Origin of the sequence: Neorhizobium phenanthreniclasticum (assembly GCF_040066075.1) — a bacterium.
Classification (GTDB): Bacteria; Pseudomonadota; Alphaproteobacteria; order Rhizobiales; family Rhizobiaceae; genus Neorhizobium; species Neorhizobium petrolearium.
Genome location: NZ_JBEAAL010000038.1, coordinates 20356 through 45071, shown reverse-complemented (window position 1 = coordinate 45071; position 24716 = coordinate 20356). Strand labels below are relative to the sequence as shown.

The window sequence follows — 24716 nt, the reverse complement described above, 5'->3', positions numbered from 1 at the left end:
GGGGGCCTTTATCAAAGCTTCCGAAGCCATTGCGCACAAGGTGGCATGCGGTGGTGGACGTTTTGAACGAGGCTGGCGCCAAGCCGATGTGCTGGGGAACCGCGCCTGATGGGCAGCCACGGCATCCGCTAATGCTTGCCTATGCCACTCCTCTCGTACCTTGGGATGCGCCATTTCCCATCCGTCGCCTTGCAGAGCAGGAGGGGACGTGAATGGCTAGATGGACCGGGCCGGAAAGCAAATGGTCTGGCGGTCTCGCTCATTGGGTTGCGGGCGATCGGGCTTTTAAGTCCCTTGCGTCTACCAGTTTCGCCACGTCCGCAGCGGGGAATTTCAATATCTTCGGATGGCGGCAAATGGAAGGGATGCGTTACGGGAAAATGTCGTGCAACCGGTTCGCCGGCAGAAGCTTGGTTCTGTCAACTTTGGAGTAGCCCTGCCTACGTCTTTTTGGTTAAGCAGGGTCAATTGCCGCGCAACATCAGAGACCCCTAAAATGCCTACTCGATGAGTGGGGTTATGTGGGGGTTGATTTTGACTGAGATTATTCCGGTAGCCTTCTCGGCTCGCTGGAGCATGCCTGTGTGCTTCGTTCAAAAGCAGCAAGTGAAGCGGATATCAGGCCCCGCGGACGCCATCCGGCATATGCGGGACTGCTTCATGGACAAATCCGGGCCGTCTTACTCGCGAGCGATTGATATATGTCTGGCCGCCCTTCGCCGGGAAACGGACCCCGATATAGCAAGGGTCTTCTTCCTCGCAGCCTATGAGGACCAACTGGCCAGGGCTCAAAAAGGTCACTAGGACATTCCTCTTGTAGCCGCGTGGACGTCATGGATCGGTAGCAGGCGAACTCGTCCTCGAACGCGCTTCATCACCGGTTCGGCGTTAATGATCGGCGACGTCTATCTCACCTGGCATGAAAAGCGCGACGATCGCTCCTCGCGCTTTTCTTCAAGGTACTATGACGGTTCAGGCCGCGAGCTTGGCGGCCAGCCTGGCGACATGCGCGCCCTGATATTTCGCGCCTTCCAGCTCGATTTCCGAAGGCTGGCGGGAGCCGTCCCCGTTGGTGATGGTCGAGGCACCGTAGGGAGAGCCGCCCTTCACCTCTTCGGTGCCCATCTGGCCGGCAAAGGCGTAAGGCAGGCCGGCGACCGCCATGCCCTGATGGAGGAACGTCGGGATGAAGCCGAGGATGGTCGATTCCTGGCCGCCATGCTGGGTGGCGGACGACGTGAAGACCGAGCCGAGCTTGCCGACCAGCTTGCCCTGCGCCCACAGGCCGCCGGTCTGGTCCCAGAAGTTGCGCATCTGCGAGGCGACAGTGCCGAAGCGCGTACCGGCACCGACGATGATCGCGTCATAGTCTGCAAGCTCATCGACGGTGGCGATCGGGGCTCCCTGATCAAGCTTGTAGTATGAGGCCTTTGCGACCTCTTCCGGAACCAGTTCGGGAACGCGCTTGACCGTCACGTCGGCGCCTGCCGACTTCGCGCCTTCCGCGACTGCATAGGCCATCTTCTCGATATGGCCATAGGCGGAATAATAAAGGACGAGAACCTTCGCCATGATCTTCTCCAATTTGTCTTTCGGTCTGAACAGGGCCGTATCTCGGCCGTAACCGGACCGACATGTAACGCGTTCCCTCGGCCGGGACAGCCCCTGCCCGGTCAACGCACCGTTCAGCATCCGGAGACGACTTTTCGCTTGCCGATCACAAATCCGTAACGAACGTCGTTTCTGCATCCGTCACAACGAAAATCGCTTCTGCCTCGAAAAAATTGGGCTTAGGAGTGTTCGCCCCATGGAGGAATATTCATGCCTGAAGCGTCGCAATCCCCTTCGATCATCACCGCCGCCATGCTTGCCATCGGCGACGAACTCCTGTCCGGCCGCACCAAGGACAAGAATATCGGCCATCTCGCCGATCTGCTGACGCTCTCCGGCATCGATCTCAAGGAAGTGCGCATCGTTGCCGACGAGGAGGATGCCATCGTCGAGGCGTTGAACGCCCTGCGCTTGCGCTACGACTACGTCTTCACCTCCGGCGGCATCGGCCCGACCCATGACGACATCACCGCGGATGCGGTCTCGAAAGCTTTCGGTGTGCCCTGCATCTACGATCCCGATGCGATGAAACTGCTTGCCGACATGTACAAGCGCCGCGAGATGGAATTCACCGATGCCCGGCAGCGCATGGCCCGCATGCCGGAGGGTGCCAGGCACATCCCGAACCCGGTTTCGACGGCGCCCGGTTTCATCATCGGCAATGTCCATGTGATGGCCGGCGTGCCGCAGGTTTTCCAGGCCATGGTCGACAATGTCCTGCCGACCCTCCGCTTAGGCGCGAAGATGCTGTCGCGGGCGCTCCCCTGCCCCTATGGCGAGGGCGATATCGGCACGCTGCTTGCCGAGGTCCAGAAGGCGCATCCGCAGACCAGCATCGGCTCCTATCCGAAATATGACGGGCAGCGGTTTTCGACCGAGATCGTCGTGCGCGCCCGCGACCCGCAGATCCTAGATGCAGCAGCTGAGGCTGTTGCGGAAATGATCGCCGGCATCGACCGGGCGAAGACCCCGACCAATCCCACCGCGGACGCGTGAGCCCGTTTGTCGCGCTATGGTTCTTCTTGACCAGTGTCAAAGTGCGACCCACGTTATTGTCTGAGACTGGCAGTCAGTTTCAGCGCCGTCAGGAGACATCGCCATGGCCTACAAAACCATTCTTGCCGTTCTCGATACCCCGCAAAATGCCACTCAGATCACCGATTTCGGTATCGCGCTTGCCGAACAGTTCTCCGCCCATCTGGTCGGCGTCCATGCCGAAACACTGGCCGCGGTGCCGCTCATCGCGCCGATGGAAATTCCCGATCCCGCCGCCGTGCAGGTGCTGCAGGAAGTGGCGCAGAAGGAAACCGCCGAGGTCGAACGCATCTTCAGGGAGCGGACCGCCAAAGAAGGGCTGTCGACGGAATGCCGCAGCTTCATCTCCTCGGCCGGCTACGGCTCCGTCTCGGTCATGGAAACCGTGCGCAGTTCCGACCTGATCGTCGCCAGCCAGAGCGACCCCGCGCACGCCGACCACCGCGCCGACCTCGAGACCTTTCTCTTCGAAAGCGGACGACCGATGCTGCTCGTCCCCTATACGATGAAGACGCCGCAGCCGATCAGGCGCGTGCTGGTCGCCTGGAACGGATCGCGCGAGGCGACGCGCGCCACCTTCGATTCGCTGCCCTTCCTGAAGGCTGCGGAAGCGGTCGAAATCCTTCTGATCGACCCGCCGGAACGCAATGACCAGACGCCGGAACTGGCCGGAACGGAAATTGCCGCGACGCTTGCCCGGCATGGCGTCAAGGTGACGCTGACGACGCAGGAGACCAGCGGCGGGCTTCCCGCGGCGGCGGCGATCGAAAACCGGCTTGCCGACAACAGCATCGATCTCCTCGTCATGGGCGGCTACGGTCACTCGCGCTGGTGGGAGATGCTGTTCGGCGGCGTCACCCGCAGCCTGCTTGATTCGATGACGGCGCTGACGCTGCTTTCGCGCTGACCCATCGCGCAACCAGCCGGCCTCTGGACCACGGGGCCGGCGTCCGCATACATACATTGCGAAAATGCACAGCAAATGTCAGCAGGCCTGGCCCGCGATGGCAGGTTTGCGGCCATGCACGAACCCGCTTTACGGGAGTGTCGCCTGGTGCTGAGGTGGCGTCGTATTCATAGCCTTTGAGCAAGCCGAGGCTGCAATCCGACCATGGACTTCCCTTCAACGAGAGGAACTTGTCATCGCTCCCCCCTCGATTGAGGTCGCTCGACCGGACCATCCGCTTGAGTTCCTAAAAGCCATCAGTCTGCTATGCCAGAGGCCACATCCGGAATGCGCCAAACAGCAGCCGTTGGACGCACGGCGCACTTTCACGTGGGGGCCGCTAATGGCCCCGAAAGTCATGATTGCTCTCGGGATTTCAGAATAAGCTAGTTCCCCAATGGGAAAGAGGGCGTGCAAAATTCAGCAGTTGCACGAAATAAAACTGCGAGGCCTTTTGGGGAAAACTGGTACAGGTCGAGGCTATTCCTTTCAGTGTACACGGCCTATGACATTCTCTATCAGTTTTCGCGAACGCATCGCCCTCTATGCCCTTCTGACCGCCCTGACCTCCGTCAGCATCGACGCGCTCTTGCCCGGGTTACGCCAGATCGGCGAAGAGCTTGGTGTCGCACCTCCGCTATCCACGCAGCACGTCATATCGCTCTTCATATTCGGTATGGCGTTCGGTGAACTGCTGTTGGGGCCATTGTCCGATGCGATGGGGCGCAAGAAAGCGCTCGTGCTCGGCCTCGGAGTTTATGCGGTCGGAACTATGACTGCCATGCTGGCGGGATCGCTCGAAATGGTGATCTTGGGCCGGTTCCTTCAAGGTGTGGGCGTGTCCGGCCCGAAGATCGCAACGCGCGCCATGATCCGCGATCAGTTCGAGGGCGATGCGATGGCTCGCGTCATGTCCTTGATGTTCACGCTCTTCATTCTCGTGCCGATGCTGGCCCCCGCCTTGGCACAGGGTGTAATCTCTCTCGCTGGGTGGCGCAGCGTCTTCGGCATCTATCTCGTGATAGCGGGGCTGCTCGGCCTCTGGCTGGTGATGCGACAACCGGAAACATTGCCCGCCGAAAAACGGATAGCTTTCCGTCCGAAATTGCTGCTCCGGAACGGCCGACGCATCCTATCGAAGCGCCGTGTGGCCTTGCTGATCATTGCGACCGGCATCGTGTTCGGGGCGCAACTCCTCTATCTCAGCACGGCGGCCGATTTGTTTTTTGACGCCTATGGAATCAAGGAAACCTTCCCCTTCTATTTTGCAGTATTGGCCACAGGAATAGGACTTGCTTCATTTCTCAATGCAAGGCTCGTGCAGCGTTTCGGGATGGATGCCATGGCGCGTGCCGCCTTCATGGGACTGGCATCGGTCGGTTTTCTGATGCTGCTGGCATCTATGCTTTGGGACGGTCGCCTGCCTCTTGTCGCTCTGATGGGGTTCGCGTTCTCGGCCTTCTTTGCCATCGGGATCCTGTTCGGCAATCTCAATGCCATGGCAATGCGCTCCCTCGGCCAGGTTGCGGGCTTGGGCGCATCGCTGATCGCGTCGGGATCGAGCTTAATCGCCACCGTGTATGCCGTCGGCATAGGAAACTTCTACGACGGCACGACCGTAAATTTGGCAGCAGGCTTCTTTATCTCGGGCGTCAGTTCGCTCATTCTGGCGGAACTGGCGATACGGAGTGACACCTCGCCAGTCGAAGCGGTTCGATAATCAGAAGCAAAACACGACGGAGCGCACCACGCCGAATGACGATCTAGTCGGGGCTGTCGTTCGATCTCGTTTGATGCTCGCGGCGTCTGTCCAGTTCGCTCGCCTGTTCGCGGGTTATCCCGAGGTCGTCAAGCAGACGGTCGTCGAGTCTGGATAGCGGCCGATTTCCTTGCGCGCTGCGCCGCCCGCAAAGCTTGCGCCCGAGCGCCGCCAAAGCGGTTCTGAACAGGCCACCGTTCACGGAAGCATCGCCCAAATTCCGTCGAAGGCATATCCGATCGCCAGCGAGCCGATCGCAGCAAGCGTCACGAACCGGCAGAGCTGCATCCTGCCGATGGCGCGTTTGCGGCTTCGGGGGCCGGGTGGTGCGTGAGACGAATTCCTCCATGCAGCAACCGCACAATATCTCAGGAGGCTGGCCAAAGTTAGGCCACCACATGGGGTCATTGCCCCATGAGAGCAGAACAAATCGATACCTCGCGCTGGGGCGCCGGGCGGAGTGGCGTACCTACTCGGCCCAATTGACAGAAACGAGCGGACGTACAGCCAATTCTAGGATTTTTTTCAACGGTATCCGCCATTAGCGGTTAATCGCAAACACTTCGATCATGACCGAAGCTTGACTCCCTGGAAGCTGCAATAAGGGCCAATCACCATTGGAGCCCACGTCATGACATCTCTACCTACATCCAACACCGCACCATTTTTCGGCTGGTACGTGGTCGCTGCGACCTTCGTTCTGGCAATATTCGGCTGGGGCGTCGGTTTTTATGGGCCACCTATTTATCTGCAGATGGTGGTCCAGCGAACCGGATGGTCCGTCGCACTCGTCTCCACCGCCGTAACGCTGCATTTTCTAATCGGCGCGGCAGTCGTTGCAAACCTTCCTCGACTTTATCGGTTTACGGGCGTTCCGGTTCTAACCGTCACTGGAGCGGTCCTTCTCGCCCTCGGTGTCGTCGGTTGGTCCGTAGCCGATCAGCCGTGGCACCTATTTGCAGCCGCTCTCCTGAGCGGAACGGGCTGGGTTGCGATGGGCGCTGCGGCGGTGAACGCCATTATCGCTCCCTGGTTTGTCCGCAGCCGTCCGGCAGCACTATCCATGGCATACAATGGAGCGAGTGTGGGTGGCATAATTTTCTCACCCTTGTGGGTCATGCTCATTGCTTCGAGCGGGTTTGCACAGGCAGCCATCATCGTTGGTATCTCTATGGTCACCGTCGTGGCCGCCTTGTCTATTCTGGCGTTTTCCAAATCTCCTGATGTCCTGGGTCAATCTCCGGACGGAGCACAGTCAGATCAAGTGGTGCCAAGGACGGCTCCGTCGCTCGCTACGCCCGTGCCAGGCGGTTCGCTGTGGCGCGACCGCCGCTTCATAACGCTGGCAGCGGGTATGGCTGCCGGGCTGTTTGCGCAGATCGGCCTGCTGGCTCATCTGTTTTCGATCATGGTTCCGGTCTTCGGATCACAGGCAGCGGGCCTGCTGATGGGAGGTGCTACCGTTTCGGCAATCGTCGGGCGCACCGGCATCGGTTGGCTGATGCCGCCTTCGGCGGACCGCCGTCTGATCGCGTCCGCAAGCTATGGCGTTCAGATCATCGGCTCCCTGATGTTTTTGGTGACGGGTGGCGATAACGCAGCTGCGATGGTTGTCGGTGTCCTGCTTTTCGGCCTCGGCATTGGCAACGCGACGTCGCTCCCGCCTCTGATCGCACAGGTGGAATTCGACAAAGCCGATGTCTTCCGCGTGGTGCCGCTGATCGTAGCTCTGAGCCAAGCGACCTATGCCCTCGCACCCGCGCTGTTCGGCATCGCAAGGACCGTCTCTGACCTCGCCGTTTTTACACTGGCGGCGGCGATCCAGTTTCTTGCGGTGATAGCGTTCCTGTGCGGACGGCATAAATGACTGGTTTGGGCCGACTGCCGTCCTGGCAGGATCGCGCCAGGAGCCGTCATTGCGGCAGTGACAGAACGCTGTGTTTTGCGAACTCACGAAATTGGCTGCAATCCGAGGACGGCCCTTGAGACTACGACGGGACAAGATCATGCTCGACTTCGATCCGCTGTATTCCACGTCGAAGATCGAGTCGATCGACGCGTTTATCAACGAGCATTATTCCCTCGGAGGACCGGTTTCTGCAGATTACTTCAACACGGGTTGAACGATGTTTATCTCTCTACCGTAAGCGGTCGCGAGCGTTATGTTTTCCGACTTTCACACCACCGCGCGCGGGCCAGCGGACGTCAAAAGTGAGACGGCATTCCTCAACCATCTTTCGGAGACCGGGGTTCCGGTCGCTGCGCCTCTGCCCACCCGCGACGGCACTTTCTTCCTGCAGGAGTCCGTGCCGGAGCTCGATTGCGAGCTTTCTGTACTGACGGCGACGCGGCGAAGGTCGTCGCGGGCATCGAAGCGGGCTTCGCAATCGGCATTGTCGCCTCGCTGCTCGGCGTGGCGAGAGGCGAGTTGCTCATCCCGACCCTCATGCTGCTGTTCAGCGCTGATATCAAACTGGCGAGTCTTTCACTGGCGGTGAGCCTGCCCACCATGCTGATAGGGCTCGCGCGATATAGCCAGCACCAGAGTTTTTTCGACCATCCGCCGCAATGGCAGGTTTGTACTGTTCATGACGGAAGGCTCGACTGTCGGCGCGTTCCTCGGTGGCCAGCTCCTCAGGATGGTTCCGAGCTTTGTGCCCCTGCTGCTCTCGACGGTCAATGTCTGGCGGCGTCAAGAAACGAGACGCTACGCTCTCTGTGTGGAGCTTATGTGCCGGACTTGCGGCCGGTGGCCGCTGACCATCAAGCCCGAGCCAATTAGTGGGTACCGGCTGATTTCGTTGAAGATCAAGAGGGCGGTCGCGGGGTATGATAAATTCTAGCCGACAATAGGTTCTAAGCCCCCCCGTCGGTCCCGCTGCCCGCGTCGATTGCCGCTAGGATTGCTGTCTGCACGGCCTTGTCCTGCGCCGCCACGGCGGCCGTCAATTTCAACAGGCGATGTCGGGTCTGGTAGAGCTGATCGACCAGAGACAGCAAAACCGGCAGTGCCTCCGCGCCGATCTCCAGTTCATAATGCAAAGTACAGATCAGGCGGATACGTGCGCATTCCATCTCCGAAAAGACCGGAGTACCATCCTCATCCTGTGGCGAGATCAGCGCGTCGCGGATCCAGGCGTCGAGATCGCTTCGCTGAAGCGCATCTATCTGCTCGACAATTTCGTCTACGCGGATCATTTCAGCATCTCCTTGCGCGGCTCGTCCGCGGTCTTCGGCTGCCAGGTCTCTAGGAACGCAGCCAATTCTGGCTCTTCGTCGGCGGGCAGAACGACTTTCAAGGTGATCAACTGGTGCCCGCGCTTGCCGGTCTTGCGGTCGAAGACTCCCTTGTCGCGCAGTCGCAGCGTCTGGCCGGTGTTTGCGCCTTTCGGAATCGTCATTGCGACCGGGCCACTGATCGTCGGCACGTTAATGCGCGCGCCCAGTACGGCTTCCTTCAGCGTGATTGGCACCTCCACATGGATATTGTCGTCCTTGCGGTGGAAAAATGCATGCGGCTCGACATGCAGCTCGACAAAAGCGTCACCTGCCGGCCCGCCGCCGAAGCCGGGCATGCCCTGGCCTTTCAACCGCAACATCTGCCGGTCTTCCGCCCCCTCCGGAATCGACACATTCAGCGTCTTGCCCTCGGGCAATGTAATGGTGCGAATGGCCCCATTGGCGGCATCCATGAAGCTGACAGGCAGTACATAGCTCACATCCTGCCCCCGCGCCCGGAACGGGCCTTGCGACCGTCGCGTCCCGGCCCCGGCACCAAACGCGCGAGTCAGGAAATCCTCCAGATCCTCGTTGCTGGCGAAGCCATCCTGTGCAGCGTGCGAGGCGTAAGCAGGTCCATCGGCAAAATCTCGGTAGTACCGCTGCTGGGGCTTCTCCGCGCCGCTGGCGTCGATCTCGCCCGCATCGAACCGCCGACGCTTTTCCTTGTCTTTCAACAGGTCGTTTGCCGCCGAGATGGCCTTGAACCGCGCCTCGGCCGTCCTGTCATCCGGATTCAGGTCAGGGTGATATTTACGCGCCAGCTTCTTGAACGCGTCCTTTATCTCCTTGTCGGTCGCGGTGCGGGCCACGCCGAGGATCTCATAAGGGTCGGTCATGCTTTGATCCCATCTCATGCGCATCTTGATCGGCGAAAGGACCTATCAGGGGCCGAATTGCCCGATTGGCTCGCCTGAATCCTGTCCTTCGAAACCTATTCAGAGCGGCGGCGAGACGCAATGGACACGGCAATCATCTGCGCTTCACCTCGCCAGGCGAGGCCGGCTGCGCCCTATCGCTCGATCATCGTTTTGCCGCCCTGGAAATGCAAATAGAAGAGCGCCTTCACAAAGCCGGCTGGTCTGAGGAAGGGAAAATCCCATCTTCTGCGGCGGCAGGAATGATTTCATCGGTGGCGCGGTGGCCGACGCTCAAGGCCCGCTCTGGCCGATCTGCCCGTGAGCTTGAGCCCATTGCGCAGGCCGCAACCATTGCTGCGGCGGTTCTCAACTCCGTATCAAGAGGGTTTTCCACACACCGCATTGCAGCTTGAGAGTATCCGAAGCACATCCAGTAGGGACGTATCGATCTGCGTCTGCGCGAGGATGGTCCCAGTTCCGAAACGTCTTGCCGCTGCGGATTTCCACGGGGAAGCGGCAAAAAGCGGCGAATCCGCCGGGTCACGGCAGCGACAAAACGAACATCAGTGGTCAGCTCCCGCTGGAGCGCGCGAAAGCTCGTCGGTTTCCAGGCGACCGTCGCGCAGCCGGTAAATATGGTCGAAGCGGTCGAGGATCATCTCGTCGTGCGTGACGACGATAATAGCCGCGCTCTGGTCGATCGCGATCCGCCGTAACAAATCCATCACGATGCGGGCGCGGGCGGAATCAAGCGGCGCGGTCGGTTCGTCGGCGAGGATGATGCGCGGCCGATTGGCGAGCGCGCGAGCAATGGCCACCCGTTGGGCTTCACCGCCGGACAGTTGCGCGGGCATTGCGTGCTTGCGATGGCCGACCTCAAGATAATCAAGCAATTCAACAGCATGCTTATGGGCAGCCGCGGCGCCTAGTCCCGCAAGGTGAAGCACCACGGCGACATTGTCGGTGGCGTCGAGGAACGGCAGCAGATTGGGATACTGGAAAATGAAGCCGATCTTGTCGAGCCGCAGCCGGCGCAGGTCTGCCTTGAGCCAATGGTCATCATAGACGGCTTCGCCGTCGAGCGTGAGCCGGCCGCCGCTTGGCTCCAGAATGCAGGCCATGCAGTTTAGCAGCGTGGTCTTGCCCGAACCGCTCGGCCCCATGAGACCAACGACCTGGCCGGAAGGGACCTCGATGTTGATATCGATCAGCGCGTCGACCCGCGCACTCCCTGCGCCGAAATGCTTGGAGAGATGTTCGACACTTACGACCGCTTGTCTGCCTGGTTCGGTCATGATCTTACCCTGCCGCCGAGAGTGCTTCCGCCGGGTCCACCTTGAGCGCGAGCCGGATGCCCAGGGTGCTCGCGGCAAGGCAGACCACGATCGTGATCGCGAACACGGCCATAACGCTCTCTGGATCGAATACCAGCCGCCGCGGAAAAAAGGGCCTGAAAATAAAGACAAGCGCGAGCCCGGCGACGTAGCCGGTGATTCCCAACGAAAGGGATTGCTGAACGATAAGGCCGACGATGGTGCGATCAGGCGCTCCGACAAATTTGAGTGTGGCGATCGAGCGCACCTTGTCCATAGTCATCGTATAAATGATCAGCGCGATGATGACGGCCGACACGATGATCAGCAGAACCATGATCAGAAGCTGCTGCTTACGCGCCTTTTCGATCACGAACTTGCTCAGCAAAGTCTCCTGCTGGACCTGCGTGAGAGCCGTCAGGTGCTTCCACCGCGAGAGCGCCGCCGCTGTCTCGGCGACCGGAACATAGGGTGACACCTTGGCTATGACAGCGTTGATCTGGTCGTTGGTCTCCATGGATCCCCCGCGCGCCTGCTCGCGCCGCGAAGCCGGAGGTGCCAATTCGAACTGGAGCGCTTGTGCGTCACGCAGAGTAACGTAGGCGACGGGATCGCCGGAAGAAGTGACTTCGTTGCGCATCAGTCCGACAACGGAGAATTTGTGATCACGGGTCCCCAGCATGACTTCTTGGCCCAGCTCAAGACCGGCGGAACGGTCGACGATCATTTCATAGTGGCCGCGCAAGATGTCGCGGCCAGCCGAGAGCTGGCGCGGTCCGCCGGGCCTGCCTGGCTCGAAGCCGATGAGAAACAGGCGGTGCGGTGCACCGTTCAGCTCAGTCTGGACCGATTGATATGTGACAGACCCGGCGCGCTGCACACCGTAGACCCGGCTCACCAGTTCCCTGGTGTCGCCCGGAATGCGCGACGATTCAGCGAACGGCCCATTGGTCCCGGCCTCGACCACCCAGAGATCCGCATTGGCCGCGCGGGCCTGACGCAATGCGTCATCGATCAGGCCGCCATAAACGCCGGTCATCATGATGACGATACCCAATAGCAGGCTCAATCCGAAGTTGGTCAGGACGAAACGCAGGAGATTGTGTTTAATGTCCCGGTAGGCCAAGTTCATCGACTTGCCCCTTCGGCGACCTTTGCTGCACGGCCGACGCGCAGCCCGCTGCGCAACATCTTGAGAACGAGGGCGTGCTCCGGGACACCACCGGTGACCTCAAAACGCCCGTCGAGCAGCCGGTGCCCGAGTGTCACGTTGCGCTGCTCCAGGTATCCGTCCTCGATGGTCCATACGGTCCCGTGATTGCCGCCGAGCCCGGCGATGGCCGTTTCCGGGACCAATAGCGCCTGCGGAAGGCGGACGGTCGTGATGTGAGCCTCAGCCTGTTCACCGAGATACAACTCGTCGGGCTGCGTATCGAACGTGATCTCGACCCGCCGCTCCTCGTTGACCCGGTCGCTTTCCGGCTGGATACGCGCGACGTGGCCGGCGATACGCCTGCCAGGCTGAGATCGCAGCACGATCTCAGCGGGCTCGCCGACGGTGATCTCGCCGGCCTTGCTCTCGTCGACGTAAGCGAGCGCCCACACGGTCTCTGGGTCGATCAGCGTGAACACCGACTCACCCGCGCCGAGCGCGGAGCCGAGTTCCTTGAGGCGCGTGGTCACCATGGCATCGTAGGGCGCCGTGAGGGCGTAAAAGTCCAGTATGGTTGATTGCAGTTGCTGTTGCGCCTTGGCGTCGCCAATATTGGCCTTGGCCACCAGGAGATCGCTTTGCGCCAGATTCACATCGGCCAAGGCTGCGTCCTGTGCCGCTTGTGCTGTCTGCGCCGCTTCAAGCGAGGTGGTATTGCCCTTTAGCAGCGATTGCCGGCGCTCGTTGATGCTCTTGGCATTCGCGTGGTTCACACGAGCCTTTTCGAGACTTGCCGTTGCCCTTTGAAGGTTGGCATCAGCCTGTGCGACGAGCGCGGCCGCGCGGGCAACCTGTGCATTCTGCTCGCGGTCGTCAAGGCGGGCGAGAACCGCGCCCTTGGCAACGCGATCTCCGACATCGGCGCGCAAGTCGATCACTACGCCAGACACCTTGAAGCCAATCCTTGAAGTCACCCGCGCCTCGACCGTCCCGAGACCGAAGACCTGCACGGGCACGTCTTGCTCGGTGCTCGCAACCTGAACCTCGATCGGGCGCAGGAGCATCGCCCATGCGCCGAAACCTGCGCCAATGGCTACGGCCAGCACGACAACGAACGCGTAAACACGAGCCGATCGTCGCCGTGTCCTTCCGATGGCTTGGTCCTGTGCCTTTTCGATGACTGAAGGGTTCTCCTTCATGATCGGCTTTGGAACTTCAAGCATATACGTTCCCTGCGGTGGGGGTGGAGACAGCTCATGCTATCTTTGCTGCGCCCTGGCCGCGGCATTCGCAATGATCTCGATCAAACTGCGGCTTCTGTTTGATTGGCAAGTGTGCGGAGGGGCGCATATGCCGTCGGCCTCCTGTTCAACATGCCGTTTCACTGCGACACACAAGCAACCCGTATGATGAAGGACGTGAAGGTGCTCGGGTCCGGTTGCTAGTGCTGCGAGGCCACGGAGGCGATGATGAAGGACACCGCAGTCAAATTCGGCGTCAACGTTAAGGTCGAGAAGGCGATTGACCATGCCGAGATCGCGAAGTTCGGCATCGCCTCGGAGCCTGGCATCGTCACAGACGGCAAGATTGTCCATACGGACCGCAGAAGGAAGACGCCCTCAAGACGTGGCTGAGGGCATGATGCTGGAATGTTCTATAGAAGCACGCCGCATCGACGCACACCGAAGCCTCACCACCACGAAACAAGCGGAAATTACGCTCGACACCGACGTGAGCGGCCGCTTGGACGCCTTCAACCCGGCCGAACTCTTCCTCGCAGCCTGCATGATCAAGGGCGTTGAACGGGTGACGCCGATGCTGAAGTTCGATTTGCGTGGCGTCGAAGTCAAGCTCCACGGCGTCCGACAGGACGGCCCGCCGAAGATGATCTCCATCGACTATGAAATCATCGTCGATACCGACGAGGAGGATCGTCGCCTCGATCTGCTGTACACCAATGTTCGCAAGTTCGGTAAGCGATCTCTTGAAACTTACGTGAGAATCCAGGTTCCCCAAGCAAGCCATTTTGGACCTGTTTCCTCTGTTTGATAGCTACCATTCCCCACCAGAAAAGTGACGTCTTCGCAGATGCTTGGCGCGATTTCGCGTTTAAAAATCATGTGACGTCCTCCAAAGCCCGGCGATGCCTGGAGCTCTATAAAAAGACGGCTGGGGACCCACTCCCAAAAGAAAATTCTTGTTGTCAATGACTCGAACGAGCTGAAAGCGGAGCCGCTTCCGGGGTGCCAAAGCACCAATCAGCACGCAGCTCCCATCATGCCAAGGTGGCAATGTCATGCAGCCGAACGGATGTCCGTCTCGGTGAAGTCGTTGCCCTTAAATAGCAACGGCTCATCGAAATCCCTGGCGAGAGCATAGGCAAAGCAGTCGCCCAAATTCAATCCAGATTTATGTCTGCCCTTCCGGCGGCGCGCAGACCTTTTCAGCTCGCCACAAGATTGGCTGGGGCCACAGAGGCGTCAGCAACTTCTTCGGTTTGCGCCGCCTTCGAACACGATACTGCAACCTCGTTCTGCCGAAATTTTTCAGTCTGGGTAGCGACCTCCCGCCGCCTGCCAAGACGTTGTTCCGCTTCGATCAATCCGTCGTGTCCGCCGACCTCACATGGGCAAGAAGCCCGTGTCCTCCACGGACGATGTCCTCTTTAATCGCGTCCTGTGCCGCTGCTGCATCCCCTGCCCTCAAAGCTGCTATGATTTTCTTGTGCGGATGTGGTTCCCAATCAGGCAATCCGCCGTCATAAAGGTGTGACAAGATCGGGCCGCAGCGCATCCACAAACCTTCCACAATATCGTAGGTAATCGGCATTCTTCCTGAGCGGCAGAGGCCGAGATGGAACTCGGTATTAAGAACGATCGCCCGCTCGAACTGCTGGAGGCGATGACACTCCGATATTTCGGCGTGGATTGCCTCCAAAGCATCGATCTCTTCTTTCGTCGCGGATTCCGCTGCCGCGGCGGCCGCCCTTCCCTCCAGATCGACACGGATACTGCGGATTTCCACAAGTTCATCAAGGCTCAGGGTCGGAACGACGACGGTGCCTCGTGCGTCCAAGGTTAGCGTCTTTTCGCTCACAAGGCGCAGCAGGGCTTCGCGCATCGGTGTGGCGCTTATCCCGAAGCGGGCAGACATCGGCCGCAATCTCAAACGTTCCCCTGGCTTCAGCTTGCCGTGCATGAGCGCATTCTTAAGGTCGGAGTAGGCCCGCTCGCTGAGGTTTTCTTTAACGATCGGACGCGCCCAATCCTCACCATCGCCGCCCTGCTCATAATTTTGCACCAGCCTTCTTGACACCCGAGATCCTTTGCGAAAAAGTGTTATAACAAATTACATATAGCACCCACTGACGGTTAGGCGAAGCCAAATTTGCTGATGAACCTGGACGAGGAGGTCCAAAGCGGGTGCAATGGGAGGAGTGACATTTGCTTGCCTTTCGTAAGACGGCGCCGGCTTTCGGTGCCGATATCGTTACAGTTCCTGAGCCGACTTTGCCAGCAGCCGGCATGGCGACCATCGAAGTCGCGGCAGCCGGCATCTGTGGCAGCGACATTCATGCCTATGAGTGGACATCCGGCTACGAGTTCATGCAGAGATTTTTGCCCCTAACACTGGGCCACGAGTTCTCTGGTATCGTGGAGGCTGTCGGAGAGGGCGTGCAAGACATCCAGGTAGGCGACCGAGTTGTCTGCTGGCCAACGATCGCCTGTGAAAAGTGCCATGCCTGCTCAGCCGGGCGCCCTCAGGATTGCAGCGATCGCCGTATCATCGGCTTTCATGTCAACGGCGGCTTTGCTGGTCGCGTGACAGTTCCCGCAATCAACTGTCGGGTGGTGCCGACCGATCTTCCATTGGACGTAGCTGCATTGGCCGAACCGCTCGCCGTTGCCGTACATGCGGTCAACACCGCCGACATCTCGGCCGGTGACCAGGTTGTCGTCCTGGGCCCGGGCCCCATCGGGCTGGGTATGGCTTTCGTTGCATCGAAACGAGGCGCCGAAGTCCTAGTCGCTGGTTTCAACGACGATGTGCGCTTGAAACATGCGCGGGACCTTGGTGTCGCGGCAACGGTAGACCTTGCACGGGAAACGCTGCGTGAAGCTGTCGAGCAACATTTCGGTCGGCCTGTGGATCGAGTTCTGGAGGCAACCGGCATCTCCACCTCTGTCGCAGAGGGGCTCGCCGTCCTTCGCTCGAGCGGCATCTTCGTCGTAGCGGGCATCCATTCTCGGCCGCTGGAACTCGATCTGACACGCTTCGTACGCGAGAAGAAGCAGCTCCGCGCGGCCCATGACACGACAAATGAGGCATTGTCGGAGGCAATCTCCCTCCTGGCTGATCATGCACAGGTTCTATCGGCCATGGCGACGCATCGGTGCCCGCTTTCAAAGGCGGCCGAAGGGTTCGAGCTCGCTCGCAGCCGGGAGGCCGTCAAGGTCCTCCTAATCCCTGACGGAGAACAGGAATGACCTCCACTATGCAAGCTGTGATTGCCAAACAGCCGGGCGGACCGGAAGTGCTGGAACTGATCAATCGCCCCTGCCCCGTTCCGGGCGACGGAGAAATGCTGGTGCGGGTTCGTGCGGCCGGCATCAATAGGCCCGACGTCATGCAGCGGCAGGGCAACTATCCTCCGCCTCCGGGAGCATCCGACGTTCTGGGACTCGAGCTTGCCGGAACGGTGGAAGCCGTCGGCCCGAATGTCCAGCGGTTCAAGCAAGGAGACCGGGTGATGGCGCTCGTTCACAGCGGCGCCTATGCCGACTGGGCCATCGTTCAGGAGGGCGCCACACTCCCGATCCCCGACTGCCTCGAGTTTATAGAGGCCGCCGCCTTTCCCGAAACGTTCTTTACGGTTTGGAGCAATGTCTTCGAACGGGCCCGGCTGGCTCCGGGTGAGACCATCCTGATCCATGGCGGCACCTCGGGGATCGGGACAACGGCGATTTCACTCGCCAAGGCTCTCGGGTCACGCGTGATCGCTACGGCGGGTTCGCACGAGAAATGCAAGGCGTGCCTCGATCTCGGCGCTGACGCCGCCATCAACTATCGCGGCGAGGACTTCGTGACGGAATGCAAAGCGCTCACCGATGGGCGTGGCCCCGACGTGATCCTCGACATGGTCGGCGGCGACTACATCGCCCGAAATCTGGAAGCAATCGCCGTCGACGGCCGGATCGCGCAGATCGCTTTCCTAGGTGGAGCAAAGGCTGAGGTCGACTTCACGCCCCTGCTGATGAAGCGCGTCACCCTCACCGGATCCACCCTTCGCGCTCGGCCGATCGAGATGAAAGCAAAGCTCGCGGACGCACTGCGCGAAAGGGTCCTGCCGCTCATCGAGGCAGGCAAGGTGAAGCCGCTGATCGATTCCGTCTTCCCCCTCGAAGACGTGCAGGAAGCACATGGCCGCATGGATGCGGGCACTCACATCGGGAAGATCGTTCTTTCCATGCAGAACGGCGAAGGCAAGGCACACAAGGGAGCAAGGGCATGAACATGGTCGCCAATCATCCGGTCCAGTCTACGGGCAGCAACATGACAGGGGCCCATCTTCTGGCGGCTGCCCTGAAACGTCATGGCGTAAAGGAGATCTTCGGGCAGAGCATTCCCTCCGCATTGTTTCTTGCGGCTCCGGACTATGGCATCCGCCAGATTGGCTATCGTACCGAGAACGCCGGCGCCGCCATGGCAGACGCTTATGCGCGGACATCCGGGAAAGTTGCAGTTGTCACCGCCCAGAACGGCCCTGCGGCCACGCTACTCGTTCCTGGCCTCGCTGAAGCCTTGAAGGCATCGATTCCCATGGTGGCGATCGTCCAGGATGTTTCGCGGCGCTTCACCGACAAGAACGCGTTTCAGGAGCTCGACCATTTTGCCTTGTTCAGCGGCGTCGCCAAATGGGTTCGTCGCGTCGCCGATCCACAGCGGATCGACGATTATGTCGACATGGCGTTCACAGCGGCCGCAAGCGGTCGCGCCGGTCCTGCGGTCCTGCTGGTGCCGCTCGATGTGCTGGACGAGCGGCCTGATCTCGACCCTGCGACGCCGCAACGTTCCGCCTCGCTTGGCACATTCCCACTCGACCGGACGGTTGCTGATCCGGAGAGGGTCTCGGCTGCAGCCGACATGATCGCCGCCGCCAAAACGCCGATCGTCATTGCTGGTGGCGGAGTTCATTCCTCCCAGGCGTGGGCGCAATTGGAAGCCGTGCAAGCGCTCGGTCTTCCAGTTGCTACCACGGTCATGGGGAAAGGCTCGGTGGCGGAATCTCATCCGCTTTCCGTCGGTGTCGTGGGCTATTTCATGGCCCCTCGGAGCCGTTCGTCACACCTGCGCTCGCTGGTCACGGAAGCCGATCTAGTGATCCTTGTCGGCAACCGGACGAACCAGAATGGGACCGACAGTTGGTCCCTTTATCCAAAGAACGCCACCTACATCCATATCGACATCGAAAGCAGCGAGGTTGGCCGAAATTACGAGGCCTTCAGGCTGGTCGGTGACGCCAAGCTCACTCTTTCAGCCCTGGAAGCCGAATTGAAGAAGCGGGATCTCTCGGCGATCACATCTAGACGCCCGACACTCGAAGCGACAATCGCCAGTGGCCGGGCAGCCCACAAGGATGACATGAAACGCCTGGTCAACATGGACGCCTCCCCGCTGAGGCCGGAACGCATCCTTGCAGACATCGACACCGTCCTAACACCCGAGACTATCACCGTAGCCGACGCGAGCTATTCGTCCATCTGGATCGCGAACTTCCTGACTGCACAAAAATCAGGGCAACGCTTCCTCACGCCGCGCGGCATCGCCGGCCTTGGTTGGGGATTGCCCTACGCTATCGGCGCGAAGACAGCGCGTCCGGATGCGCCCGTCATCTGCCTCACGGGCGACGGAGGTTTTGGGCATGTCTGGTCAGAGCTGGAAACCGCGCGACGCATGAAGCTGCCCGTCGTTGTGGTCGTGCTCAACAACCAGATTCTCGGCTACCAAAAACACGCAGAGCTCAGCCTCTTCGGCGGCTTCACCGATGTGTGTGACTTCGAAGCCGTCGATCACGCTGCGATCGCACGCGCAGTCGGCTGCGACGGCGTCCGTATCGAAAGCCCAGCAGACTTCCTGCCTGCGCTGAAGGACGCACTGGCGAGCGGCCGGACGACGGTGCTGGACGTCATCACCGATCAGCGGGCCTATCCGCCTATCACCAGCTTCGAAGGCAGGGACGCCCTGAACTACTGACACATCAGACCCATCAGCAACGACGTTTTCACGGGAGGAAACAATGAAACTGTCGTACCTACTGAAGACCACAGCTATCTCTCTGGCTTTTACTGCCTCCGCGGCAAATGCCGAGGTCAAGTTTGGCGCGCTTTATCCTTTCAGCGGGCAGCTTGCCCTGCTGGGTGAAGAGAGCGCTCGCGGCCTTGAGCTGGCTGTAGAGGAGATCAACGCCGCGGGAGGCATCCAGGGCGAGCAGATCACGTTGGTGCGGGGCGATGCGGTCGATAACAACCAGGCCATTGGTGAAGCACGACGCCTTACTTCACTGGAGGGCGTAAAGGCAATCTTCGGCACCTATTCCTCGGCTCGCTCGATCGCTGCCAGCCAGGTGACGGAGCTGGCAGGCATTCCATATTTTGAGCTCGGCGCCGTGGCCGAAGAAGTCACCGGCCGCGGTCTCAAGTACCTCTATCGCACCAACCCGACCGCCGACGACATGGCCAAGATGATCATCCAGATGGTCGTTGAAAAAGTCGGCCCCGGTATCGGCAAAGGGCCGGCTGACCTGAAGATCGGAATTATCCACGAGGATTCCAGCTACGGAACATCCGTTGCTGAACGGCAGAACGCTTATGCCAAGGAAGCCGGCCTCAACATCGTCAACACGCAGGCATACCCAGCCGCCACGGTTGACATGTCGTCGCTTGTTCTCGATCTGAAGAACCGTGAGGTCGATATCGTCCTACAGACCTCGTATCAGAATGACTCGGTGCTTTTCCTGCAGCAGGCAAACGAGGCGGGTTATAAGCCATCCGCCATCATCGGCGGCGGCGGCGGTTATTCAATGCAGCCCACTGCGGACGCGGTCGGGCATGAGGTAATCGAAGGCGTATTGGACGTCGACTTCACCCAATACAGCGTCAACACAAGTTATACTCCGGGCCTAGAAGAGTTTGTCGAAGCTTATCAGAAGAAATATGGCTCGGCGCCTCGTTCCGGGCACTCGCTGAACAACTATGTCGGTGCCAAGGTCGTCCTGGAAGCTCTCGGCAAAGCGTCCGACTTCGAGCCGGACACGATCGTAGAGGCCGTCAAGTCCATCGACATCAAAGCCGGCGTCACAGCAACCGGTTATGGCTTCAAGTTCGGTGAAGACAACCAAAACGAACGCGCCGAGATGATGGGAATGCAGTGGCAGGATGGCAAACTTGTCACCGTCTTCCCGGACTCAGCCGCCATCACGCCTATGAAACTAGGCGAGTGAGCCTTCTGACCGTGCCGGGCGGCCACCGCCCGGCACCCTTCTGTCCTGGGGAGGCCCGATGAACACGTTTTTGCAAGTTCTCACCAACGGGATCATGCTCGGTAGCCTGTTTGCGATCGTCGCTGTGGGGCTGACCTTGATCTTCGGCATCGTCAAAGTCGTCAATTTCGCTCATGGGGAATTTCTCATGGTGGGCATGTATCTGACATACGTGCTGACGACCTGGATGGGGATTCATCCCTTTGCTACCGTCATCCTCGTCGCGCCAGCCCTCTTCGTCCTGGGTGCCCTGACGCAGCGGTTTTTGATTCAGCCGCTCATGTCTGCGGATGACGATCACATTCAGATCTTCGCGACCGTCGGCCTTTCCACAGCGCTAATCAACCTGGCCCTACTGATCTTCGGTGCCGACATTGCCAGCACGCCCGCAAGTGGGCTCCGCACGCCCTTGCAGCTTGGACCCGTACGCCTGCTGTCAGGGCAACTCGCAATCCTGATTGCTTCCGTTGCAATCGTCTTGGCTCTCCAGCTCTTCCTTTCCCGCACACAAACGGGCCGCGCCATCCGCGCCGTGGCTCAGAACCGCGCTGCCGCCCAATTGATGGGCATCAACGTCAACTGGATCTATATCCTGACGTTCGGCGTCGGCGCCGCCTGTGTCGGGGTCGCCTCGGTCCTCATCGCTCCTCTTTATCCCACGTCGTCGGGCATCGGCACATACTTCGTCTTGACCGCGTTTGTCGTCGTGGTGCTTGGGGGGCTTGGCTCGATCGGCGGGGCCTTCGCAGGTTCGATGATCATCGGCCTGATCGACAGCTTCGCCGGCTTTTATATCGGCTCCGACCTTCGTGAGGTCGCCGTCTTCAGCGTATTCCTCCTGATCCTCATCCTGAAGCCGTCGGGCCTGTTCAGCTCGCGTCTCAACCTTTCGCACGTGTCGCCATGACAGATATCTCCGCCACTTCCGCTCAGTCTCAGGCACTCTCGAATGGCCGGATGCTGAAAGCGCTTCCTCTCGCAGCGATCCTGGCGTCGCTGATCGTAATCCCCTTCATGGTTGGCGATCAGTTCGTCTACCATATCTTCATCACGATCTGCATCTTTGCAGCCTTGTCGACGGCGTGGAACATAGTGGGCGGCTTTGCCGGCCAGCTTTCGCTCGGCCATGCCATTTTCTACGGGATCGGCGCCTACACTGGCGTCATCCTCATGAACATGGGGATCAGTCCCTGGATTGGCATGTTTGCGGGAGCCTCGATTGCTGTGGTGGCCGCGGTGGTCATCAGCTACCCCTGCTTCCGCCTACATGGTCCGTTCTTCGCTCTTGCTACTATTGCGTTCTTGGAAGTGTTCCGAGTTCTCGCCCTTCATTGGCGTGACTTGACCGGCGGCGCCACCGGGCTGATGATCCCGCTGCAGATCGGCTGGGAATGGATGGTCTTCCGTGACCGCCTCCCGCAGTTGCTGATCGCATTCGGTATGCTCCTCCTGACACTGGCGGTCGCCTGGTGGATTCGCTCAAACCGCATGGGCTTCTACCTTGTCGCAACACGCGAAAGGGAATCGGCGGCGCTTGCCGCTGGTGTCGGTACAATAAGGGTCCGGCTCGCAGCCGTGGCGGTATCCGCCGCCCTCACCGCCTTTCTCGGCACATTCCATGCGATGTATCTGACCTTCATCGAGCCGGCTGCGATGTTCTCTCTGCAAACGTCGATCCAGATTGCCATGTTTGCTCTGATCGGCGGTTTGGGTACAGTATTTGGCCCCCTCCTCGGCGCCGTCCTTCTCGTACCGATCAGCGAGCTTGCGCGCGGCTGGCTTGGGGCGCATGCACTCGGTCTTCACGGCTTCGTCTATGGCGTCGTTCTGATGCTGGTCGTTCTGTTCATGCCGAACGGCCTGATGGGCCCAGTCTCCCGCTTCATGAAGCAGAAGCGGGAGCGCGGAGTGTCTGCCGGCACCGTTGCTGCCAGCCCGGCCGCGGCAACCCCAGCAGAACGGGCACCGATCGGTTCCGACATCATGCGTGTAGAACATCTGCAGAAGCGGTTCGGCGGCCTTCATGTCACCAATGATGTGAGCTTCACCCTCCGAGAGGGCGAAATCCTCGGGCTCATCGGTCCCAATGGCGCCGGCAAGACCACGGTCTTCAACATGATCTCCGGCTTCTTGAAGGCGGACAGTGGCTCGGTCACCGTTCGGTCGCCCGACGGCGGTTGGCAAAGTCCGATCACGCCTGGCGATTTCGCTGCGATCGGCGTGGGGCGCACGTTCCAAATCGTTCAGCCCTTCGCCGCGATGACCGTTGAAGAAAACATCATGGTCGGCGCATTCCATCGCTATTCGGACGTTGAGGAGGCCCGTGAGGTTGCGCGCGAAACGGCAGAGCGGATGGGGCTGGCACCATGGCTTAATGCGGAGGCACGCGGCCTGACCATTGGTGGCCTGAAGCGGCTGGAAGTGGCGCGCGTCATGGCCATGAAGCCACGGATCCTCCTACTCGACGAGGTCATGGCCGGAATCAATCAGACGGACGTACGCCGGGCAATCGATCTGATGAAATCTATCCGCGACAGCGGCGTCAGCATCGTCGCGATCGAACACGTCATGCAGGCCGTCATGTCTCTCTCCGATCGTGTCATCGTTCTCAACTCCGGCAAGATCATTGCCCACGGAGAACCCCGCGAGGTGGTCAAGGATCCCCTGGTCGTCGAAGCTTATCTCGGAAAGGAATTCATCGATGCTCAGGCTTGAGAACGTCCACGCCGGCTACGGCCCGACAACGATCCTGCACGATATTTCACTGACGGTTGAGGCCGGAGAAGTCGTAACAATCGTCGGCGCCAATGGCGCCGGCAAGACGACTACTTTGCGCACCATCGCTGGGCTTATCCGTCCGGCGGCGGGAAAGATCACGTTCGAAGGTGAGGACGTCACGCGGCTCTCCTCGCATGACACGGTGGATCGCGGTATCACCCTGATCCCGGAGGGGCGGCAGCTCTTCCCGGACATGACGGTCCAGGAGAACCTGCTGATGGGCGCCTATCGAAAGGCCGCCCGACAGCATAAGGACACGGCCTTGGAGGAGGTCCTGTCGCTCTTTCCGCGAGTGCGCGAGCGTCTTGCCCAAAAGGCTGGTTCACTGTCGGGCGGCGAACAGCAGATGGTCGCGATCGCTCGGGGCATGATGGCGCGGCCGAAACTTCTGATGTTCGATGAACCATCGCTCGGCCTGGCGCCTATCATCGTCGCACAGGTTTTCGAAGTCATTGAGACGATCGTGAAGACGGGAGCAACCGTCTTGATCGTCGAGCAGAACGTCTTCCATACGCTGAAAGCAGCCGACCGTGGCTACGTCCTCGAGAACGGCGAAATCGTTCTGGCCGACACGTCCGACGCACTCCTCCACAACGATCACGTCCGTCAAGCATATCTGGGAATCTGAAATGTCGAATCGGGAAATCAATCCGGAAGAAATCGCCACCAGACCAAGCCACGCAGGACGTCGGGTCTTGGTAACGGGGGCCGGACGCGGTATCGGGCGCGCTATTGCCCAACGCTTTGCGGCCCGTGGCGCAACCGTCGGCGTCGCCGACATGAACGAAGCCGACATCAACGAGACGGTGCGATCGATCCGTGGCAATCGCAAGGGGGCAGCGGTTCCACTGGTGCTTGATGTCTCCGATTACCCCTCGGTCGAGAAGACGCTTGCCCAAGCAGCAAGCCAGATTGGCGGCCCCTTCGACACAGTGGTGAACAATGCCGGAATTTCTCCGAAACATGACGGAGTTGCGCACAAGATCTGGGAGATGGAGCCCGACGAATGGAACCGGGTTGTTGCGGTCAACCTCTCCGGCTGCTTCAACACCATCCGCGCGCTCTCCCCCAGCATGCGGGACATGAAAGCCGGCTGGATCGTCAACATGTCGTCGGTCGCGGGCAAAACATACTCGCCCATCGTCGCCTGCCACTATGCTGCGACCAAATCGGCACTGATCGGCTTTACGAAGCATCTGGCCGCAGAACTCGGGCCATTCGGAGTGCGGGTCAATGCCATCGCGCCTGGGAGGATCGAGACGCCTATGGTTCGCGCGGTTGCGGGCGAGGTCAACGACGAACAGGTTCGGATGACGCCAATGGGACGATTGGGCGCTCCCGAGGAAGTGGCCGATCTCGCCCTCTACCTCACCTCGCCGGAAGCAAGCTTCGTCACCGGGCAGACTATCGACGTAGCCGGTGGCCTCTACATGACCTGAATGC

At 60.0% G+C, this 24716-nt stretch carries 22 protein-coding genes and 4 pseudogenes; 17 read left to right on the top strand and 9 right to left on the bottom strand.

What is annotated here, in order from left to right; all coding sequences use genetic code 11:
* Positions 1-507: 507 nt before the first annotated feature.
* Positions 508-804: a DUF982 domain-containing protein gene (locus tag ABK249_RS33980; protein ID WP_081952681.1), complete on the top strand. Its 297-nt coding sequence runs from the start codon at positions 508-510 to the stop codon at positions 802-804.
* Positions 805-972: 168 nt separating this feature from the next.
* On the opposite strand, the gene wrbA is transcribed toward ABK249_RS33980, so the two are convergent.
* Entirely contained in the window at positions 973-1572 is a 600-nt protein-coding gene (wrbA, locus tag ABK249_RS30530; protein ID WP_227702624.1) for an NAD(P)H:quinone oxidoreductase type IV, read from the bottom strand.
* Between the two features lie 249 nt (positions 1573-1821).
* Here wrbA and ABK249_RS30525 point away from each other — a divergent pair, with 249 nt between their 5' ends.
* From ABK249_RS30525 to ABK249_RS30515, 3 genes are all read left to right on the top strand, one after another.
* Complete coding sequence (locus tag ABK249_RS30525; RefSeq protein WP_037146216.1) at positions 1822-2607, top strand: competence/damage-inducible protein A; 786 nt, start codon at positions 1822-1824, stop codon at positions 2605-2607.
* A gap of 103 nt (positions 2608-2710) precedes the next feature.
* On the top strand, positions 2711-3553 hold the full coding sequence (locus ABK249_RS30520; RefSeq protein WP_037146214.1) for a universal stress protein: 843 nt from the start codon (positions 2711-2713) through the stop codon (positions 3551-3553).
* A 436-nt stretch (positions 3554-3989) separates the two neighbouring features.
* Positions 3990-5312, top strand: coding sequence for a multidrug effflux MFS transporter (locus ABK249_RS30515; RefSeq protein ID WP_227702623.1), 1323 nt, complete (start codon positions 3990-3992; stop codon positions 5310-5312).
* 43 nt (positions 5313-5355) lie between these two features.
* Here ABK249_RS30515 and ABK249_RS34045 read toward each other — a convergent pair whose 3' ends face one another.
* Positions 5356-5553, bottom strand: a complete 198-nt coding sequence (locus ABK249_RS34045; RefSeq protein WP_425272363.1) for a YjiS-like domain-containing protein — start codon at positions 5551-5553, stop codon at positions 5356-5358.
* 429 nt (positions 5554-5982) lie between these two features.
* Here ABK249_RS34045 and ABK249_RS30510 point away from each other — a divergent pair, with 429 nt between their 5' ends.
* The 3 genes and pseudogenes from ABK249_RS30510 to ABK249_RS30500 form a co-directional block, all read left to right on the top strand.
* Positions 5983-7218: an MFS transporter gene (locus ABK249_RS30510; protein ID WP_227702621.1), complete on the top strand. Its 1236-nt coding sequence runs from the start codon at positions 5983-5985 to the stop codon at positions 7216-7218.
* 139 nt (positions 7219-7357) lie between these two features.
* Positions 7358-7666: pseudogene (locus tag ABK249_RS30505) on the top strand (phosphotransferase enzyme family protein); the annotation flags it as partial.
* Positions 7667-7701: 35 nt separating this feature from the next.
* Positions 7702-8047 (top strand): annotated as a pseudogene (locus ABK249_RS30500) (TSUP family transporter); the annotation flags it as partial.
* Between the two features lie 160 nt (positions 8048-8207).
* On the opposite strand, the gene ABK249_RS30495 reads toward ABK249_RS30500, so the two are convergent.
* From ABK249_RS30495 to ABK249_RS30475, 5 genes are all read right to left on the bottom strand, one after another.
* Positions 8208-8549, bottom strand: a complete 342-nt coding sequence (locus tag ABK249_RS30495; RefSeq protein ID WP_037146208.1) for a chaperone modulator CbpM — start codon at positions 8547-8549, stop codon at positions 8208-8210.
* On the bottom strand, positions 8546-9469 hold the full coding sequence (locus ABK249_RS30490; RefSeq protein ID WP_227702620.1) for a DnaJ C-terminal domain-containing protein: 924 nt from the start codon (positions 9467-9469) through the stop codon (positions 8546-8548). The genes ABK249_RS30495 and ABK249_RS30490 overlap by 4 nt, the downstream gene beginning before the upstream one ends.
* Before the next feature lie 584 nt (positions 9470-10053).
* Positions 10054-10785: an ABC transporter ATP-binding protein gene (locus ABK249_RS30485; protein WP_227702618.1), complete on the bottom strand. Its 732-nt coding sequence runs from the start codon at positions 10783-10785 to the stop codon at positions 10054-10056.
* A gap of 4 nt (positions 10786-10789) precedes the next feature.
* Positions 10790-11935, bottom strand: a complete 1146-nt coding sequence (locus tag ABK249_RS30480; protein ID WP_037146201.1) for an ABC transporter permease — start codon at positions 11933-11935, stop codon at positions 10790-10792.
* The gene (locus ABK249_RS30475; protein WP_052182629.1) at positions 11932-13179 is read right to left on the bottom strand and encodes an efflux RND transporter periplasmic adaptor subunit; all 1248 of its coding nucleotides are present in this window, start codon (positions 13177-13179) and stop codon (positions 11932-11934) included. Before ABK249_RS30475 ends, ABK249_RS30480 begins: the two co-directional genes overlap by 4 nt.
* Before the next feature lie 237 nt (positions 13180-13416).
* On the opposite strand from ABK249_RS30475, the pseudogene ABK249_RS30470 reads away from it, so the two are divergent.
* Together ABK249_RS30470 and ABK249_RS30465 are read left to right on the top strand one after the other, a co-directional pair.
* Positions 13417-13590, top strand: a pseudogene (locus tag ABK249_RS30470) (thioredoxin family protein); the annotation flags it as partial.
* Positions 13583-14005, top strand: a complete 423-nt coding sequence (locus tag ABK249_RS30465; protein WP_425272361.1) for an OsmC family protein — start codon at positions 13583-13585, stop codon at positions 14003-14005. The pseudogene ABK249_RS30470 and the gene ABK249_RS30465, both read left to right, overlap by 8 nt.
* A gap of 245 nt (positions 14006-14250) precedes the next feature.
* On the opposite strand, the pseudogene ABK249_RS30460 reads toward ABK249_RS30465, so the two are convergent.
* Positions 14251-14379, bottom strand: a pseudogene (locus ABK249_RS30460) (type II toxin-antitoxin system VapC family toxin); the annotation flags it as partial.
* Positions 14380-14554: 175 nt separating this feature from the next.
* Positions 14555-15256 carry a GntR family transcriptional regulator gene (locus ABK249_RS30455; RefSeq protein ID WP_227702616.1) on the bottom strand — a complete coding sequence of 234 codons (702 nt, stop codon included), beginning with the start codon at positions 15254-15256 and terminating at the stop codon, positions 14555-14557.
* Positions 15257-15399: 143 nt separating this feature from the next.
* On the opposite strand from ABK249_RS30455, the gene ABK249_RS30450 reads away from it, so the two are divergent.
* The 8 genes from ABK249_RS30450 to fabG are packed head-to-tail and all read left to right on the top strand — an operon-like array spanning position 15400 to position 24712.
* The gene (locus ABK249_RS30450; RefSeq protein ID WP_037146198.1) at positions 15400-16443 is read left to right on the top strand and encodes a zinc-dependent alcohol dehydrogenase; all 1044 of its coding nucleotides are present in this window, start codon (positions 15400-15402) and stop codon (positions 16441-16443) included.
* Positions 16440-17468, top strand: a complete 1029-nt coding sequence (locus tag ABK249_RS30445) for an NAD(P)H-quinone oxidoreductase (RefSeq protein ID WP_227702615.1) — start codon at positions 16440-16442, stop codon at positions 17466-17468. The genes ABK249_RS30450 and ABK249_RS30445 overlap by 4 nt, the downstream gene beginning before the upstream one ends.
* 2 nt (positions 17469-17470) lie before the next feature.
* Positions 17471-19210 carry an acetolactate synthase catalytic subunit gene (locus ABK249_RS30440; protein WP_227705111.1) on the top strand — a complete coding sequence of 580 codons (1740 nt, stop codon included), beginning with the start codon at positions 17471-17473 and terminating at the stop codon, positions 19208-19210.
* Between the two features lie 43 nt (positions 19211-19253).
* Positions 19254-20456, top strand: coding sequence for an ABC transporter substrate-binding protein (locus tag ABK249_RS30435; RefSeq protein WP_037146195.1), 1203 nt, complete (start codon positions 19254-19256; stop codon positions 20454-20456).
* Between the two features lie 58 nt (positions 20457-20514).
* Positions 20515-21402, top strand: a complete 888-nt coding sequence (locus tag ABK249_RS30430) for a branched-chain amino acid ABC transporter permease (protein ID WP_227702614.1) — start codon at positions 20515-20517, stop codon at positions 21400-21402.
* A 50-nt stretch (positions 21403-21452) separates the two neighbouring features.
* Complete coding sequence (locus ABK249_RS30425; RefSeq protein ID WP_200883910.1) at positions 21453-23210, top strand: branched-chain amino acid ABC transporter ATP-binding protein/permease; 1758 nt, start codon at positions 21453-21455, stop codon at positions 23208-23210.
* On the top strand, positions 23197-23901 hold the full coding sequence (locus tag ABK249_RS30420) for an ABC transporter ATP-binding protein (RefSeq protein ID WP_037146189.1): 705 nt from the start codon (positions 23197-23199) through the stop codon (positions 23899-23901). Before ABK249_RS30425 ends, ABK249_RS30420 begins: the two co-directional genes overlap by 14 nt.
* Position 23902: 1 nt before the next feature.
* Positions 23903-24712, top strand: a complete 810-nt coding sequence (gene fabG / locus ABK249_RS30415) for a 3-oxoacyl-ACP reductase FabG (protein ID WP_037146187.1) — start codon at positions 23903-23905, stop codon at positions 24710-24712.
* The last annotated feature ends 4 nt before the right edge of the window (positions 24713-24716 follow it).